This is a genomic window from Neobacillus sp. BF23-41 (assembly GCF_041106275.1).
Genome location: NZ_JBGBPR010000027.1, coordinates 1 through 19,090, shown reverse-complemented (window position 1 = coordinate 19,090; position 19,090 = coordinate 1). Strand labels below are relative to the sequence as shown.

Genomic DNA, 19,090 nt, shown 5'->3' with positions numbered 1-19,090 from the left:
TTACCTCCAATGGGGATAAAAAGAGAGTACAATTATTTAAAAGCCCTTGCTGCGTTTACAGCCTTTTTCCAACCTGAATATAAATTGTCTCTATCCTCTTCAGCCATATTTGGTGTAAATGCTTGATCCATATTCCATTGAGTCGCGATTTCTTCTTGGCTTTCCCAATAACCTACCGCTAATCCTGCTAAATAAGCAGCTCCTAATGCTGTCGTTTCTTTTATTTCTGAACGTTCCACTGGAACAGCTAACATATCGCTTTGGAATTGCATTAAGAAGTTATTAGCAACAGCGCCGCCGTCTACACGCAAGGCTTTAAGCGAAATACCTGAATCCGCTTCCATAGACGTTAAGACATCCTTTGTTTGATATGCTAGCGATTCTAACGTTGCGCGAACAAAGTGTTCTTTCGTTGTACCACGAGTTATGCCAAAGACCGAACCACGGACATCACTATCCCAATAAGGTGTTCCTAAACCCACGAATGCTGGAACGACATAAATACCGTCAGTAGATGTTACACTAGTAGCAAATTTCTCGCTCTCTTCAGCGCTTCTAAACATACGGAGCCCATCACGAAGCCATTGGATAGCAGACCCCGCAACAAAGATACTTCCTTCTAATGCATATTCCACTTTTCCGTTAATACCCCATGCAATTGTTGTTAACAAACCGTGCTCTGATTTTACTGCTTGTTCACCGGTATTCATCAACATAAAGCAGCCAGTTCCATAAGTATTTTTCGCCATCCCTTTTTCATAACACGCCTGACCGAATAATGCTGCTTGCTGGTCACCTGCAACTCCGGCAATTGGCACATTATAGCCAAAGAAATGGGAATCAACTGTTTCTGCGTATACTTGTGATGATGGGCGTACTTCTGGAAGCATCGAAGCAGGAACTGAAAGAATTTCTAATAACTCTTCATCCCATTTAAGGTCATGAATATTGTACATCAATGTTCTCGATGCATTGGAGTAATCTGTTACATGGGCTTTTCCACCAGATAGTTTCCAAATAAGCCATGTATCAATTGTTCCAAAAAGCAGTTCTCCACGGTCTGCTTTTTCTCTCGCGTCTTCTACATTATCTAAAATCCATTTCACTTTTGTTCCAGAGAAATAAGCATCAATTAAAAGGCCTGTTTTATCCCTAAATAATTGATCATGTCCTTTTGCTTTTAATTCTTCACAAATCGCTGCTGTTTGGCGGGATTGCCAAACAATCGCATGATATATCGGTTGGCCTGTTTCCTTATCCCAGACAACGGCTGTTTCCCGTTGGTTTGTAATACCGATTCCGGCCACTTGTTCTGGTATTACGTTAGCCCCTGCCAAACAGGAAGCCATTACCGCTAGGATCGAACCCCAAATTTCATTTGCATTATGTTCTACCCAACCTGGTTGAGGGAAGAATTGTTGAAATTCCTGCTGAGCGACTTGGACAATCTTTCCTTCTTTATTAAAAAGAATGGCACGTGAACTTGTTGTACCTTGATCTAAGGATAAAATGTATTTTTCCATATATGAACTCTCCCTTTAATTAAAATTATGCACTGATTTTTCTACCCGGACCATTTTCCTGAGGTTTCTTTCTAATTACGGAAATTATTGCAAGAACAACTACTATTGCCCCTATTATAAACCAAAGACTCGTTTCTGTTTCACCTAGGAAGGCAGCTTACTAAAACAAGGCTCAAACCGATACTCACAATCAGGACGCCTACATCAGGTGGATATAGTCTATCTGTAAATTTATTTGTACCAATCGCTATTATTCCTACAACAAGAATAATTTTTGCACACAAAAAAGCCATAAAAACGCATGGGAATAGTAATAATCATTCCCAAGGGTTTTTATGGCTTTCTCCAAGTCTCTAAGCCTGATATTATATTTTCTATTTAAGCATACCAAAAATAATCCTTTGCACAGGTAAATAGCATGTAAAAATTGTGTATTTTATTGAGGTATCTGAGGTAAAAGCTCGTATTTTTTATTTGATTACTTTTCTATTGCTTCGATGTGGTAAATACTCGAGGTGAAATCTCTTTTTATCATTGGCAGCATTAATCCAATTTTCATTAGCTCATCGCCCACATATTCCTGTTCTCCTCTATTTACTCTATATATCTCATCCGACTTTAGCCCACGCAACTTCAGCCGGAAAAACGGTGGATTTGGTGTTGCCAACGTTTTAAAGTAAAAAACAGCAGCCCTTTCCTGATTCGGTGAAACATACATCCACGCCGAATCCATTCCATCAAACGGACTTAACAGCCTGAATAAGTCACCAAAACAGACGATATCCTTGATTTGATGATATCGTTTGATTTGCTCCATTACCACCTCCTTATCATCACTACTCAGCTTGTCGATATTTAATTCAAACCCCAAATTTGCAGCCATCGCCACATGGCATCTCATTAAAAGCGGTGTGGTTCTACCGACCTGGTGATTCGGCACATCTGATACATGTGCTCCCATTGTAATGGCAGGATAAATGAGACTTGTTCCGTATTGAATTTTAAGCCGTTCAACAGCATCAGTATCATCACTCGTCCAGGTTTGCGGCATATAATAGAGCATTCCAGGATCAAAGCGACCGCCTCCTCCGGAACAGCTTTCAAATAAAATCTTAGGAAATCGTTCGGTCAGTTTTTCTAGAATTCGGTACAAGCCAAGCATATAACGGTGCGCGGTTTCTTTTTGCCTGCGAGGTGGAAGCGCAGCCGAACCCACCTCCGTCATATTTCGATTCATATCCCATTTCACATAGGAGATCTTAGCACTGCTAAAGACTTCGGTCAGCGTTTCGATTAAAAAATTACATACGTCTTCCCGGCTTAAATCAAGAATTAATTGATTTCTGGACTGTGTTCGGTTCCGTCCCGGCACATGCATACACCAATCGGGATGCTTCCGATACAAATTACTGTCAGGAGAAACCATTTCCGGCTCGACCCATAACCCAAATTGCATCCCCTTTTTTTGGATATAATCAGCCAATCCGTTTAAACCATTCGGAAGTTTTTTCTTAAAAACAAACCAATCACCCAACGAACTTTTATCATTGTCACGATGCCCAAACCAGCCATCATCCAGTACAAACAGTTCGATACCCAACTCCTTTGCTGCATCCGCAAGATCGATAAGTTTTTTTTCATTAAAATGAAAATAGGTAGCTTCCCAATTATTAATGAGAATTGGGCGTGTTTTGTCGCGGTATACCCCACGACAAACCCTTTCCCTCAGAAATTTATGATAAGTCCTGGACATTCCTCCAAGCCCGTCCGAGGAATAAACCATTAAAGCCTCAGGAGTTTGAAACGTTTCCCCCGGCTTCAGCACCCATGTAAAATCAAAGGGGTTTATGCCGATGCTAAGTCTGGAAGTTTGATAAGGGTCCACTTCGATGGAAGCTTGAAAATTCCCACTGTAGACCAAACTGATGCCAAATACATCCCCATATTCTTCGTTGGTGTCTTTTGAAAGCAGCGCAACAAAAGGATGATGTTGATGGCTGCTTGAACCCCGAGCTGATGAAATCGTTTGAATCCCGTGGTTGAGTGGCTGCCTTTCGATGTGACGCTCACGCCCCCATGTTCCATAAAGGTGCAGCCAATCCCAATCTGATTGATGAATGTCGACTGACATACTCATACACTTATGTATTTCCACATCATGGCTGCCAAGATGCTCAAAGGAGACCGATCTCGTTATCACATCAAAATCACGATAAATTGTATAATGTAGATTCATCCCGATCCCAAGCATGGAATCTACCAATGTTAGCACTAATGTTTCAGCATCAGAATTTTCCTCGACATAAGCAGACGGCAATCCCTCTAGCGTATGTTTTCCTTGAAAAATTTCATGAGAATCAAAGACAAAGTCCGTTACCGTATTTCCGTCAGCAGAACGGATTTGATAAGCCGGCGAACGAAAGTCCCCGTTCCCAAAAGCGGGATATTCCTGTGGTAGCATATCAAGTGAAAATTGCGGAAGAGAAGGTTCGGTAGTCGGCGAAAAAGCCCTGCCCTTAAACGCCAGAATGGAAGAAGGATGCAGCGTCTTAACCATCTTTCCCCAATACAAATGAGCGGGATATTTACCATGGACAATTTGAATCAAATAACTAATCTTGCCATTGTACAAATGAAAAATCCTATCCTTTTCATCCCAATCAATTGGCACGAGCGCTCATTCCTCCATTGTTAGATAACCTAAATTACTTACTTATCTTCCTATAAATATGATTTTCCCTATGTATATCAGAACAATAAATTTAAAAAGGGTGTCAGGCACCCAAAACAACACAAAAATGGCTTTTATAGTGTAATGGTGAAGGTGGTTCCCTTCCCTTCTTCGCTGTCAACACAGATGGTTCCTTCGTGCATTTCGATGATTTTTTTTACAATGGATAGTCCTAAACCGCTGCCGCCTTTTGACCGGTCCCTTGCCTTATCTGCTTTGTAGAATCGTTCAAATACATGGACCTGGTCTTTTTTCGAGATACCAATCCCCGTATCGGAAATTTTCACGATCGTTTTTTCATCGACCTGCTGGAGATGGACACGAATCCTTCCGCGCTTTTCAGTAAATTTAATACTATTGTGAATCAGATTGGTCCATACCTGGCTCATCAAATCTTCATCCGCAATGATAATGACCTTCTCTAGGGACACATCCAGTTCCAGTTCCTTTTCTATCCAATGCGGTTCACAGGCCAAAATAATCGTCCGTAATTGTTGGTCTAACCGATAGCTATGTCGCTCAAAGGGATGATGCTTGGATTCTAGGGAGGTTAGTTTTAGAAGATTATCACTTAATTTCGATAATCTTTTGCTTTCTGTTTCAATAATACTGAGATAATGACTTCTTTCATCGCTCGAAAGCTGGCCATATTGAAGTGCTCTTGCAAAACCCATGATCGACGTCAGCGGAGACTGAATTTCATGTGAGACATTAGAAATAAACTCCTGCCGCATCTCTTCCAACTGCTTTAATTGCTTAGCCATATGATTAATATGGTCAATCAGACTTGTGAATTGATTTCTTTTACCAGCCTTTAAATCGAGGTATACATTAAAATCACCTTTAGAAATCCTACTTAACGCATCCAGTACTTCATGAAAGAGATTGCGTCGCCTTGAACGAGTGAATAAAGATATAAGAAAACCAACTAAGCTCATCGTCAATAAACCAGTAATTACCGATGCCATATGACGTAGGTAATAGGATGTATGAAAATCGAAAAATCGATAAGTTCCGGAGACAATGAAATAGCCTGCTGAAAAACCAAAAGAGACAAATACAAAGAAAAAGACAATCCCAAATACATGTTGGAAAAAGTGCTTGATTTTCATGATTTTACCTCAAAGCGGTAGCCTAATCCCCATATCGTCTGAATCCGGAACGGGAATTCTCCTTCTGGAAAACGCTCCCTTAACCTTTTAATATGAACATCGACCGTTCGTTCGTCTCCTTCATAGTCATAGCCCCAAATGTCTTCAATGAGCACCTCTCGTGAAAACGTTTTTCCAGGATAGCTGGCCAGTTTAAACAACAGCTCGAATTCTTTCAACGGAATCGTATATTCCTTATTTTTAAAAGAAATTTCATGTGTTTTTCGATTCAACTTAAATTCATTAATCGTAATCGTTTGTGAAACCGTTATATTATACCGTTTTAATAATGCTTTAACTCGAGCGGTTAACTCCATTGGGTCAAAGGGCTTTACTAGATAATCGTCCGCTCCCAACTCGAATCCTTTCAGCTTTTGTGAGGTTTCCCCTTTGGCGGTCAGCATTAAGATGGGAATATCACTAAACTCCCGCAGCTCTTTGCATAATTCCCAGCCATCCATATTTGGCATCATAATATCAATGATCGCTAAATTCATCTTTACTTTTTCCATCAGTTGTAATGCCATTACGCCATCTGATGCCTCATAAAGTTCGAATCCTTCTTTTTTTAAAAAAAGTTGGATTAGTTCGCGAATATTGGCATCATCATCGACCATTAGAACTTTTGTCATTCATCCTCATTCCTTTCCTTCTATTAAGCAGGTTCGTTGATCCGTAATTGCTGCTCGGCAAATTCACGATACAAGGAGTGAGTTCTTAAAAGTTGTTCATGTGTACCGCTTCCGGTAATTTTCCCTTTATCCAAAAAGATAATTTGATCAGAATCGATCACCGTTGACAGACGATGCGCAATTACGAGGGTGGTTCTTCCCTTCATTAAATTTTGCAATGCCTGTTGAACAACACGTTCTGATTTGCTATCAAGACTGGAAGTTGCTTCATCTAACATTAATATTTTGGGATCCCTTAAAAAGGCACGAGCAATCGCAATCCGCTGACGCTGCCCACCCGATAACTTTATTCCTCTTTCACCAACTTCTGTATCATACCCGTTTGGCAGCTCCGCAATAAATTGGTCCGCATAGGCCATTTTTGCCACCCTTTCGATATCTGCTTGCTCAATTTTTTTATCCATTCCGTAACAAATATTATCACGAATCGTTCCCACAACAATCGGGCTTTCCTGTGATACATAGCCAATTTGACTTCTCCAGGAATACAGGGAGAAGTGGTTAATCGGTTCTTGCCCCAGACGAATAGTGCCTTGTTGCGGTTGATAGTAACGCTCCAATAAAGAAAATAGGGTCGTTTTTCCGCTCCCGCTTGGACCGACAATCGCAGTCACCTTGCCTGCTTCTGCGGAAAAGCTAATATTCTTAAGTACGTCTTCCCCATTTTTATAAGAATAGTTCAGATCCTCTACAGTGATCGATTGATTCACATTATGAACATCCTGATTCGAATGGTCTTCTTCCTCGTTCATATCCATGATGGCGATAATTCGTTCTGTGGCACCGGTTGCTTTTTGAAATTGGGTAAAGAAGGCGGCTAATTGCCCCATTGGCATGACGATTTGAAACAAATACATAATAAAAGCAACTAAATCACCCGCCATTAATGCACCCGATGATACCCTCATTCCACCGTAACCTAGAATGACGACTAGTAATACCATGATCACTAAACCAATCAGGGGGGTGATTAATGCTTGAATCTTCGCCTCTTTCAAGCCATATTGAAACAATTGGGTGATCCCGTTTTTACCATTCTTATACTCGATAGCCTCGGCGTTGGAAGCTTTAACTAATCGTATTTCTGATAAAACTTGCTGGAGAACTGAGGTAAAACGTGCTGTTTCGGTTTGCATCCCTTTTGACACCTGATGCATCTTTCTTCCAAGTGTCATTAATATTACTGCAGCAAGCGGCAGTGCTATAAACATGAGCAAAGCCATTTTCCAATCCAATAGCAGCAAAACAACAATCGAACCAATGATGGAAATCGTTCCTGATAGGAAATTGGCAAGATGATCGGTAATTAATCCTTTGACCACGGCTGTATCATTGGTCATTCTACTGACGGTTTCGCCGGTTTGATTTTCATCATAAAACGGTACCGGTAAGACGAGCAGCTTTTTCCATAAACGGTCTCGAATCCCGGCCACAACTGATTGGCCGAGATGATTTAATAAATAGATGGATATCCCGCTAGCCACTGCTTGTAGTAAAAGCGCAGTAACAAGAAGAATAATCCTACCCGTACTTAAAGAACTAATCGAAAAATCATTAATAAGATTTTTAGTAAACAGCGGGACCAATAGTCCCACTAATGTGGTACCTACACTTAATAAAAGGGCGATACCAAGGAGCAATTTAGACGGATTGGTATGTTGAACCAATCGAATAAATTGGCGCCAACCCCTTTGACTCTTTACTTCAGACATTTATATTTACATCCCTTCTATAGGTCACGTTAATTTCAAGTCTACATTTCGATTACAAACTCGATTATACAAAGAATATATGAATTGAATATGAACTATCGAAAAACGGAAACGCATAAAAAGGTGTCAGGCACCGCTCGTGGACAAATGTCCACGGGTGGTGCCTGACACCCAAATAATCATACTCAACTTGCAGATGGTAATTTTATTTCGACCATAGTACCTTTTATGCCATTACTATTAAAAGTAAGACTTCCTTGGTGTTGTTTGATAATTTTATGACTAATCATAAGTCCGAGGCCTGTTCCCTTTTCTTTCAATGTATAAAACGGCTCGCCTAATCGAGGCAGGAGTTCTTCTGGAATCCCGCAGCCTTGGTCCTGAACAGTTATTATACACTCATCTTCTGGCCCTTTTCGAAGTTGGATTTGAATTTCTCCCCCTTCTTTCATAGCCTCCATGGCATTCTTTAGGATATTAAGGAAGACTTGCTTTAATTGATTTTTCTCACATGTAATAAAGTAAGCGCATTCTTCAAACTTGAGTTTAAATTGGATATTACTCATCATCGCCTCAGGGGCTAAAAGCACAAGTGTCTCTTCAATCAATTCTAAGACATTCGTCCGGTTTAACTCCACTGCTTGTGGTTTTCCCAGCGTAAGCAGTTGGCTTGTAATGGTTTCAATGCGATCCAGTTCACTTAGAAGCAATTCATCAATCGAACTATCGTCTCTTTTATAAAGCTGCATGAAGCCTTTTATGGTTGTTAGAGGATTTCGTATTTCATGAGCCACACCTGCTGCTAATTCCCCGACAATCGATAACTTCTCAGAGCGCAAAAGAATGTCTTCCGCCTTTTTCCGTTCAGAGACATCCCTGCTAATAATAACAATATTCTTAATAGAATCGTGTTCTCCTTTAACAGGCATACAGCGTGACTCAAATTCAATCCAATGCTCTTCTTTGTGTTTTAAGCGGAATTCCATCGATTGTGATTCTTTATTTTCATACATCATTTGGATTTTACTTCTGAACATATTCACATCGTCCGGATGTACTAGCGAGTCTAATTCGAAACTTTCAAGCTCACAGCTTTTGTACCCTAAAACAATCTCGTGTGAAGGGGAGAAGTAACTGATCGCCTGCTTTTTATCGATAACCAGGATGAGGTCTGAAGTATTCTCAGCAATGAGGCGGTATTTTGATTCACTTGCCTCTACCATCTTATACATATCTGTTAAACGATTATTCAATCTATGGAGATTGACATAAGACTCAATAAGTAATCCTCCTATGAATACTCCTATCATTACAAACACTATATATTGAAAATGAAAGATAGGTTCATTCATAAATATTTTGAACGTGAGAACAGTGATCCCATAAATCACCATATAGGCAGCAAATAAAATAAAACTTCTTTTTAAAGCTGTGAGACGTTTAATATAGAAGTGGATTACTGAAAAACCAATCATCAAACTTACCCACCCGATAATGGCCGGGTACCAATGACCACTTGTCATCAGTCTTGCGAGTAATGAAATTAGCCCAGTAATGAATCCGGCGAGTGGTCCAAGATAGGCAAAAACAAGAATAACAGGTGCATACCTAATATCGTATGAATACCCCTGTTGTTGAAATGACAGCATAACGAGGAGCAAGGAAACCACTCCCGCATACACGGATCCCCAAAGGCGAACTTGCTTAAATGGTTTATGCTTGATGAACGAGAAGATGACTAAAGGTGTACTTACCAGCAGTGAAAAAATTGCGAGATTAACAATATAGTCTAACAGGATCAAGTTACTTCCACCCATTCTAAACGGTTTCCTTAATATTCTCTCTTATCATAAACTAGTGTTATGCCTATTACCATAGTAATAATTTTCATTTTAAAATAGAATTTCAAATAGTTTTATATAGATAATATTTACTATTTAATTGAATACAATTTACATTTCTCATAGAAGCTAGTTTTCCCAATTTCCAGTAGTTTAGCGGCCTCCTGCTTATTGCCATTTGTCACCACTAATGCATTTAAAATGGCTTTCTTCTCGGCATGAGCAAGTGTTTCTTTTAATGATAAAATCGGTAATAGCGGTTTTGGTGTCTTCTCAAGATTCTGGGTATTAGCTCCCTTAACAAAGTTAGTCTCCGGTTCCATGTCACGTAAGTATAATGGCAGGTGGACCATTTCGATCGTTTTCCCATCCAGAATATTGATGGATCGTTCCAAGACATTCTCAAGTTCCCGGATGTTTCCCGGCCATGAATGCTCCATTAGTCTCTCTTCTACCACAGTAGATAGCTCAATTCCTTTGCGGTAAAATTTCCCCTCTAACTTTTTCAATAAGCTTTGAGAGATTAGCGGAATATCCTCTTTTCGTTCTCTAAGAGGGGGAATTTCTATTTTGATGACATTTAATCGATAATACAAATCCTGACGAAACTTTCCTTCTTCCACCAGCTTCTCTAAATCCCGGTGTGTTGCTGCAATGATTCGCACATCTACTGCAATAGACTTTTGAGCTCCGACTCGCTGAATCTCTTTTTCCTGCAACACCCTCAAAAGCTTACTTTGCATCGAAAGTGGCATGTCGCCTATTTCATCTAGAAAAATTGAACCATTGTTGGCAATTTCGAACTGCCCCTTCTTTCCGCCTTTCTTTGCTCCTGTAAACGCACCGTCATCATAACCAAACAGTTCCGATTCTAGTAAATGTTCAGGTATTGAAGCACAATTTATCGCAACAAAGGGTAAGGAGGCACGCATGCTGCTATTATGAATGGCATGAGCGAATAATTCCTTACCCGTGCCAGAATCCCCGATCAGTAAAACGGATGAGTTGCTTCCTGATATTCTTTCTGCTAGTTTTTTGGTTGCTAGAAAAGTAGAGCTTTTTCCAATTAAATCATTGAATTGGTACTTACTTTTCAGTTCTTTTTCCAGTTTGGTTTTATAGTACTTTAATTCTTCTACTAGACCCTGTATTTTTGTTCTATACATTCGCCATTCCTCAGGGGAACGAAACATGACTGTTCCCACCGCTCCGACGATTTTACCATCCTCAATTATCGGGAAACGGTTTGCTATCATTTCACTTCCATTAATCGGATGAAGAGCAGCAAGCTCTTTTTGTCCTGTTTTGGCAACGATGTGCATGCGGGTATTTTCGATGACATCCTGTACAGGTCGGTTGATCGCATCTTTAATCGTCGTTCCTAAAAACTGGCAATACGCCTCATTTATATAAAGAATAATACCATTATCATCGACGACTATGATTCGTTCCGCTAATAGATGAATCATTTGTTCATGCCAATTTTGGGGGATCTTCTCAAATCCTTGGTACATTCTTTTCCCACCTTTGCACATTAGATATTCAAATTATACCAAATTTAGACGTTTGTTTGAGCGACTGGAAGCATTTTCATACAATAATAAAATCCTATTCGATCAATCGAATAGGATTCTCTTTGGAATTATTGTGCAGTGTAGCCGCCATCTAGAATAACTGCTTGACCTGTAACGCCTCTTCCTTTATCACTTGCTAAAAAAACCGCATAATCCGCAATTTCTGTTACGGATAATAGCCTTCTTTGTGGAACCAGCGGGAAGAGTACTTCTTCAATTACACTGTCTAAGCTGACATTCCTTGTTTTAGCCAAATCTCCCAATTGGTTTCTTACGAGCGGGGTATCAACGTAGCCAGGACATAAAGCATTAACGGTGATTCCGTCGGCGGCGCCTTCCAATGCCGCAACCTTTGTCAAACCAATGACGCCGTGTTTGGCACTATTGTAGGCAGCCTTGCCAGCAAATCCGATTACCCCATTAATGGAAGCCATATTGATTACTCTTCCAAAGCCGTGTTTCTTCATGATTGGGAATACATGTTTAATCCCAATAAATGGGGCGGTTAACATGATTTTTACCAGCAATTCAAATTTCTCAGTGGGAAATTCCTCAATTGGTGATACAAACTGCATACCTGCATTATTGACTAAAATATCAATACTGCCAAACGCTTTATAAGCTGACTGAAGACTATTTTTAAATGCTTCCTCGTCGGTCACATCACATGGCGCCGATAACGCTTCAAATCCTTGCTCCCTTAATTCAGCAGCCACTTCTTCGCTTTTACTAGCATTTAGATCTGAGATCACCACTTTTGCGCCTTCCATCGCAAAGGTCTTCGCAATTTCTAATCCAATCCCACTTGCAGACCCTGTAATAAATGCTGTTTTTCCTTCTAATGACTTGCTCATACGAGCATCCTCCTTAATAATTAGAAACCTATTTTTCTATATTTATAGCAACGATTTTAGATAATCCCAAATAAGGTGTAGATACCAATGATGACGAAAACGGCTAATGTTTTAATGACTGTAATAGCAAAAATGTCACGGTATGATTGTTTGTGCGTTAAACCTGTAACTGCAAGCAAGGTAATGACGGCTCCGTTATGTGGAAGTGTATCCATACCACCTGATGCCATCGCGACGACACGGTGCATTACTTCTGGTGGAATATTCGCTGCTGCAATCGCCTGATTGTATTTATCAGCCATCGCTCCTAGCGCAATCCCCATACCACCTGAGGCGGACCCAGTAATACCTGCAAGGGAACTAGTTGTAACCGCACCATTTACAAGTGGATTCGTAAAGGTACTAGAAATTCCATCGCTGATTTTTGCAAAGCCCGGAAGTGAGGAAATAACTCCGCCAAAACCGTATTCGGCACCTGTATTCATCGTTGCAAGCAAGGCTCCGGCAATACTTAGGTTTAATCCTTCTTTAAAGTTTACCGTTACTCGCTTCCAATCAAAGGCAAGTGATGTGATAATTCCAACGACTAGCGCCATTTCAATTGCCCAAATCGCTGCAACAACCGGTACATCTACTGTATATGCTTTTAAGCCAATCGCAGAAAAATCAAATCCATTCGGATACCATTTTGGTATATAAGTAATGAAGAGTTTATTCGTAACCGCTACCAATACAAGCGGCACAAACGCCATAATTTGTTTTAAAACAGATTGATTAGTTGTTAAATCTGGAACAGCTGCGTCATTTTGATTTGATTCGGCCAGGTCCAAAGCGGCGGCAGTTTCGGCTTCAAAACCATAATAACCTTCACCTGCTTTTGCTGCCTTCTTCCTTCTCATCTCTAAATAAAGCAAGCCTAGCGTTAAGACGAAAATAGCCCCGATAATTCCAAGAGTTGGAGCCGCATAAATATCTGTTTTAAAGAACGGAATTGGAATAACGTTTTGAATTTGCGGTGTTCCCGGTAAAGCATCCATTGTGAACGTGAATGCACCAAGGGCAATCGTTCCTGGAATAAGGCGTTTTGGGATATTTGCTTCTCTAAACATTTGAGCTGCAAATGGGTAAATAGCAAATACAGCTACGAATAAGCTTACGCCGCTATAAGTTAAAATGGCGCCCAATAGGATGATGGTTAGCATCGCACGTTTCGCACCGAGCAGACGGACGATCGTTTTCGCAATCGATTCTGCAATCCCTGACATTTCAACCACTTTTCCAAAAATAGCTCCTAATAAGAAAACTGGGAAGTATGATTTAATAAATCCGACCATTTTTTCCATGAACACGCCGGAAAAGAACGGTAATACATGGCTCGGGTCTGTTAGTAAAACAGCTAAAAGAGCACAGAGTGGAGCAAATAAGATAACAGAAAAACCACGGTAGGCAACAAACATTAACAGGCCAAGCGACAAAAGAATAATTAATAATTGCATTTAAATCCCCCTTTTTAATTTTTGTATGAGCTTCAGCATCCCTTAGTAAGCGTTTACAGGCTGAAGTTCACTTAATAAAATGCAAGTTCCGTGCCAAAATTGGTTATTAATTTCTCAAATGTAAATTTCTTTATTATCATACAAGTATTATACTAAATTAAAAGTTTATAACTATACCTTGCCAAAAACCACCTTTTATTCTTTCGTTTATGATTCCGTAAATTCGGAAAATTCAGTGCGGTCGGATTCCGCGAATCCGGAATTTTCCGTTTTTTCGGAATCAGTTTATTTAAAACACTGGCTTTAACAGCATTTGATAAATGCCTAATCCCTCGGAATCTATGAAACTCGATTTACTTTTCATTTTCTATCATCAGAACTAGGGCAGCCGCCCCATCGAAGAAACTTCAATAGGCAAACCCGCTTTGATGAAAGCTTGACGGGCAGGACCTTGACCAAGACTAGCTTGAAGCACGTTTCCCATGATGACTTCATCCACTTGTTCACCGGTTACACCTGCACGATTTAAGGCCTCTTTGATCACAGTCGCACCTAATTCTGGGGCGGGGGTGTTTCTTAATGCCCCCATAAAACTACCAATCGCTGTACGAACAGCACTTACACAACATCACGCATAAACCTTTCCATCCTGTACTAATAAGTTGTAGGTTGCTTTATTTGCAAAAAATTGAATACTTTTCCGCATTAATTAACCGTTTTTTGCTTTTAAGATAGCTGGATTGATCGTAAACGCAGCTTCTGTTTTTTCCTTAACGGTATCAAGTTTGACACCATCTTGAAGTTCTTCAAGCACCAATCCCTCAGCTGTTACACGAAAGACCGCTAGTTCGGTCACAATCAGGTCCACTACGCCCTTTCCAGTCAAAGGCAATCGACATTGTTTTAATATTTTGGATGATCCGTTTTTGGCCATATGTTCCATTGCTACAATAACTTTCTTGGCTCCAGTAACTAAATCCATTGCTCCACCCATACCAGGCACCATTTTTCCAGGAACCATCCAGTTAGCAAGGTTGCCTTTCGCATCAACCTCTAATCCTCCAAGGACCGTTACGTCCACATGTCCTCCACGGATCAATTCGAATGAGAAAAGGCTGTCGAAGAACGCACCTCCTGGATTAATACCCGAAGGCTGCCCACCCGCATTAACCAAATCCGGATCAATATCTCCGTCTACAGGCCCGAGTCCAATATATCCATTTTCAGATTGGAGAATGACGTTAACATTTTCAGGCAGGTAGTTTGGGACCATAGTCGGCAGTCCAATCCCCAGGTTAACTACATCTCCATCTTGCAATTCCCTCGCAACACGAGCAGCGATCACTTGTTTTGGATTCACGAGCGTATTAATCATTATCGACTACCTCCCTGAACGAAAATTTTATCAACCAAGATTCCGGGTGTCATTACTTCATCCGGGTCAATTTCTCCAACTTCAACGATTTGTTCTACTTGAACAATCACGAGATCTGCCGCCAAGGCCATCAATGGGTTAAAATTCCGGGCCGAACGATGATAAACCAAATTGCCCGCTTTATCTGCTTTATATGCTTTTAGCAGGGCAACTTCATCGCGAAGCGGTTTTTCGAGTAAATATTCACGGCCATCGACGGTGATCTTTTCTTTGCCTTCTTCGACTACAGTTCCAACACCGGTAGGAGTCAACACTCCGCCAAGGCCAGAGCCTCCCGCGCGAACGCGTTCAGCAAGTGTTCCCTGGGGAACTAGTTCCACTTCCAGTTCACCTGCAATCATTTGTTTGCCGGTTTCAGGGTTTGTGCCAATATGTGATGCAATTACTTTCTTTACTCGTTTGTTTACAATTAATGGTCCTACACCCGTTCCTATGAAAGCGGTATCATTTGCGATTAGCGTTAAATCCTTCACATCTGCTTCAAGCATGGCAGTTACCAGTTCTTGTGGTGTACCTACCCCCATAAACCCACCTGCCATAATGGTCATTCCATCTGTCAGAATGGAGGAAATTTCCTCTATTGAAATAATTTTATTCACTTTAACGCACCTCCTGAAAGAATTAAATGAAATTAGTGTTAGTTACACTCATTTAATATGCAAGAAGTGTGCCAAAAATAGAGTCCCTTAAGGCGATGTCCGAAGTTTTATGAAAATCAAAATTACGAGGAGCAAAATAAAAAGCGAAGTGCATCCAAGTGCCCCTCACTTTTTGTCCAAACAGTACTATTCTTCCTATAAATTAACGGTAAGTGCGCGCGTCAGGTGGACAAATCGACGAAGTGTCCACGGACGGTGCCTGACACCCTATTTTAATACCCTATTCCTTCCCAACTTTAATATAGCCAATCTCTTCCACTAGTTCTTGGCCTTGTGGCCCCTGCATCCATTCCAGGAATGGTTGGATTGTTCGCATTTTTTTGTTGTCCTTCACTGTTATTGCGTAAAGGGAGGCGGTGAATGGGTATTTACCGCTCGCGATGTTTTCAGGAGTTGGTTCAATCCCATTAATAGCAAGTAGTTTAATGTCAGTGTTCGCCTTCATTCCGGTTGCAAAGAAGCGAAATGAAAAACCAATCGAGTTGTCGTAGTTTCGGTAATCAGCAACCTGTTCAATAATCCCGCCCATCCCTTCAGGTACATCTTCTTTCAGGGGCTTCATAATTGGCGTATCGCCCATTATTTTCTCCAACAGGGTTTGGCTTCCTGAATTTTCGGGGCGTTGAAAGGCAATAATTTTTTCGTTCTTGCCGCCGAATCTTGACCAGTTTTTTGTTTTTCCCGAGTAGATGTCTTTAATCTCTGAAACAGCTAAGCTATCAATCTTATTGTCGGGATTAACAAAGAAGACAAACGCTTCCTTACCAATCGGGGTCATAACCAGTTCTTTTCCTGCCTCTTTCGCCATTTGCTGCTGTTGTTTCGATGGCTCTGCTCCAAAGTATATATCGACATCTCCTGTTAAAAGCCGTTCATAAGCATAAATCGTATTGGTGAAGGTGACGACCTCCCCGTATTCTTGATAAACCTTTTCGATATTTTCATAGGCTGCATTGGCAAAGGCAGAATAAACCGGGAACGCCGCTTCCGCTCCATCTAAAATAGGCATTTCACTCGGGTTTTTGATTGTAAAGGTTGAGGCAGTTTTCAGCTTTGGCAGGATATTATCTGGGTTGTTAACATCATAAGTATAGAGATCCGTACTAGAATATCCCCCTCCATATTTAAAACCATACGATGGCAGGACCGTTTGACTACGGTGCCATTGAACAGCCGCACCCGTACCCATTGCAAGCACAAACACCAACACAACAGACAGAAGTTGCTTTTTATTAAAGGCTGGGCGTGACCTCCTTTTCAACACGACAAACAATACTCCTAAAACAAAGGAAAATTCATAGGCTAACGGTGCCCACAGAAATAATCTTCCTTCCCCCAAAAGGATGGCCATAAAATAGATTGGTGCGAAGGCCAGATGAAAAATACTATAGTACAACCAAGCATCACCTCCGTAAAACCCGCTGCTTATCAGCATAAATACAGCCCACAATACTGCTGTATAGGCAAGAGGAACAAGAACAAGGACAAGGATCAGATAGTCTTTCAAGTTGGCCTGCTTAAGGAGTTTTTTACTAGCTAGAAACCCAGCAAGGCATCCGAAGATAATCAAGACAGGCAATGATGCTAAAAGGATATGATCAAACTCCATCAGTATTGCTAATTCTCCAAATGAAACTACAAGCGGCACAATCCCAAAATACAACAATATGAACTTTACTTTTTTCCCCATATCAACGCTCCTTTTTACCAACAAAGTAGTTACATCGTTAATAAATAATAGTGTAATTTTACACTTTATTGGCAAATTTTACAATACAGAACTTTTTAAAAAAAAGATCACCAAAAAAAAAAAAAAAAAAGAGACCCTTCCGCATCACGAAAAGGTCCCTTTAAAACTAGCTTATTTAATTAAAAACTATTTTGCTATCATCGTTAAAACCGTATCTAATAAAACATTGATCCCTTTTTCGCAATCTTCCCAAGTGGTTAACTCTTCTTCACAATGGCTTTTGCCGTTAATACTAGGGACAAATAGCATAGCCGTTGGAACAAAGCTCGCAATGAATTGCGCATCATGGCCGGCACCACTTACCATTCTTCTATTAGAGTAGCCGAGCGACCGTGCCGATTCTTCTAAAAGTTGGCAGACTTCTGGTTCGAACCAAACCGTGTCCCGATCCCATAATTTTGTTGTTTTTACCTCACAGCCTTCATTTAACGACTTTAAATTCGGAAGTGCTTCGATGAAGTTTTTAACCGTGCGGACAATTTCCATGTCCTTGTGGCGTGCTTCAAGAGTAAAGACCACCTTGTTCGGAATGACCGTATGGATGCTTGGGTACACGTTTACTCTGCCAATCGTGAAGACTAAATCTTCATCTAAAACTCCTAACCGCCTGCGGATTTCATTGATTAAGTTATTAGTGGCAAACAAGGCATCTTTTCTCATATTCATTGGAGTTGTGCCGGCATGGTCAGATTCCCCTGTTACTTCAATCTCATAGCAAGCCATTCCCACTACACATTCGACGACACCGATTGTGAGTGCTTCCTTTTCAAGGATTGGGCCTTGCTCAATGTGGAGCTCTAAAAGGGCCGATGCCTCTTTCAATCGATTCTCCACATCGCCTTCGTACCCGCTCGACTTTAAAGCCTCCCCAAAAGTAACTCCCTCTGAATCTACCTTTTTTAACATAACTAACTTCTCAAATTTACCAGAGAGTACACCAGAAGCCATCATTGAAGGCTCAAACCGCGCACCTTCTTCATTCGTAAAGTTAACAATCGTTACTGGAATTTGTGGTTTAATTTGATTCTCGACCAACGTTCGAACCACTTCTAATCCAGCCACTACCCCTAAGACACCATCGAAACGGCCGCCTTTTTTCACCGAATCCAAATGGGATCCAATAAGAATTGGAGGCTTATCTTCTGTTCCAGCCAGTGTCGCATACATGCAGCCCATATCATCAACCTTGACTGTCAACCCTAATTCCTCGCAACAGGAACGGAAGTAATCTCTTACCCGAATATCTTCCTTTGATAAAGACAACCTTGTGACCCCATTGTTTTCTGTCCGGCCAAAGTTTGCAAATTGTTCCAATGTCGTCTTCAGTCTTTCTCCATTAATCAATAATTTTTGTCGTTGCATGATTAAACACTCCCCTTTTTTATCTGAGATTAAGTGCATAATTCAATGTTTAAAAAATCTCGTGGAGTATAAATACGTAAATTTGCAGACTTTCGACTATGAAGCAGTCCTAAGACCCAAGGTGAGCTTATTGCTAAATTTATGTAAATATTCAGTCAATAACCTAATTATACACCACTGCCTAGACCTGTCATTAGACAAAACATCAAATCTTACACACAAAATGTTTTATAGTTTGTATGTATTGGTAACATCACAAAATATAAAAAGGTGTCAGGCACCGTTCGTGGACATTTGTCCACGAACGGTG

The 19,090-nt window shown here is 40.6% G+C and carries 13 protein-coding genes and 2 pseudogenes; all 15 read right to left on the bottom strand.

Annotation, left to right across the window (positions count from 1 at the left end; all coding sequences use genetic code 11):
* Window positions 1-32: 32 nt before the first annotated feature.
* Window positions 33-1,523, bottom strand: a complete 1,491-nt coding sequence (gene glpK, locus AB7942_RS25490; protein WP_369449026.1) for a glycerol kinase GlpK — start codon at window positions 1,521-1,523, stop codon at window positions 33-35.
* Window positions 1,524-1,690: 167 nt separating this feature from the next.
* Window positions 1,691-1,792 (bottom strand): annotated as a pseudogene (locus AB7942_RS25485) (aquaporin); the annotation flags it as partial.
* Window positions 1,793-2,001: 209 nt separating this feature from the next.
* Window positions 2,002-4,194 (bottom strand): alpha-galactosidase, encoded by a 2,193-nt coding sequence (locus tag AB7942_RS25480; protein WP_369449025.1) that lies wholly within the window; start codon window positions 4,192-4,194, stop codon window positions 2,002-2,004.
* A 134-nt stretch (window positions 4,195-4,328) separates the two neighbouring features.
* A complete protein-coding gene (locus AB7942_RS25475) occupies window positions 4,329-5,366 on the bottom strand; it encodes a sensor histidine kinase (RefSeq protein WP_369449024.1) in 1,038 nt (345 codons plus the stop codon).
* Window positions 5,363-6,037, bottom strand: coding sequence for a response regulator transcription factor (locus AB7942_RS25470; protein WP_369449023.1), 675 nt, complete (start codon window positions 6,035-6,037; stop codon window positions 5,363-5,365). The genes AB7942_RS25475 and AB7942_RS25470 overlap by 4 nt, the downstream gene beginning before the upstream one ends.
* A 23-nt stretch (window positions 6,038-6,060) precedes the next feature.
* Entirely contained in the window at window positions 6,061-7,809 is a 1,749-nt protein-coding gene (locus AB7942_RS25465) for an ABC transporter ATP-binding protein (protein ID WP_369449022.1), read from the bottom strand.
* 185 nt (window positions 7,810-7,994) lie between these two features.
* Window positions 7,995-9,611, bottom strand: coding sequence for an ATP-binding protein (locus tag AB7942_RS25460; RefSeq protein ID WP_369449021.1), 1,617 nt, complete (start codon window positions 9,609-9,611; stop codon window positions 7,995-7,997).
* A 131-nt stretch (window positions 9,612-9,742) separates the two neighbouring features.
* Window positions 9,743-11,164, bottom strand: a complete 1,422-nt coding sequence (locus tag AB7942_RS25455; protein ID WP_369449020.1) for a sigma-54 interaction domain-containing protein — start codon at window positions 11,162-11,164, stop codon at window positions 9,743-9,745.
* Window positions 11,165-11,292: 128 nt separating this feature from the next.
* Window positions 11,293-12,078: a 3-hydroxybutyrate dehydrogenase gene (locus AB7942_RS25450; protein ID WP_369449019.1), complete on the bottom strand. Its 786-nt coding sequence runs from the start codon at window positions 12,076-12,078 to the stop codon at window positions 11,293-11,295.
* Window positions 12,079-12,134: 56 nt separating this feature from the next.
* Entirely contained in the window at window positions 12,135-13,574 is a 1,440-nt protein-coding gene (locus tag AB7942_RS25445) for a GntP family permease (RefSeq protein WP_369449018.1), read from the bottom strand.
* Window positions 13,575-13,968: 394 nt separating this feature from the next.
* A pseudogene (locus tag AB7942_RS25440) lies at window positions 13,969-14,196 on the bottom strand (thiolase family protein); the annotation flags it as partial.
* Between the two features lie 87 nt (window positions 14,197-14,283).
* Window positions 14,284-14,949, bottom strand: a complete 666-nt coding sequence (locus AB7942_RS25435; RefSeq protein ID WP_369449017.1) for a 3-oxoacid CoA-transferase subunit B — start codon at window positions 14,947-14,949, stop codon at window positions 14,284-14,286.
* Window positions 14,949-15,608, bottom strand: coding sequence for an acetate CoA-transferase subunit alpha (atoD, locus tag AB7942_RS25430; protein ID WP_369449016.1), 660 nt, complete (start codon window positions 15,606-15,608; stop codon window positions 14,949-14,951). Before atoD ends, AB7942_RS25435 begins: the two co-directional genes overlap by 1 nt.
* A gap of 280 nt (window positions 15,609-15,888) precedes the next feature.
* Window positions 15,889-17,358 carry a PstS family phosphate ABC transporter substrate-binding protein gene (locus AB7942_RS25425; RefSeq protein ID WP_369449015.1) on the bottom strand — a complete coding sequence of 490 codons (1,470 nt, stop codon included), beginning with the start codon at window positions 17,356-17,358 and terminating at the stop codon, window positions 15,889-15,891.
* A 186-nt stretch (window positions 17,359-17,544) separates the two neighbouring features.
* Window positions 17,545-18,780 carry a Zn-dependent hydrolase gene (locus AB7942_RS25420; protein WP_369449014.1) on the bottom strand — a complete coding sequence of 412 codons (1,236 nt, stop codon included), beginning with the start codon at window positions 18,778-18,780 and terminating at the stop codon, window positions 17,545-17,547.
* Window positions 18,781-19,090: the final 310 nt, after the last annotated feature.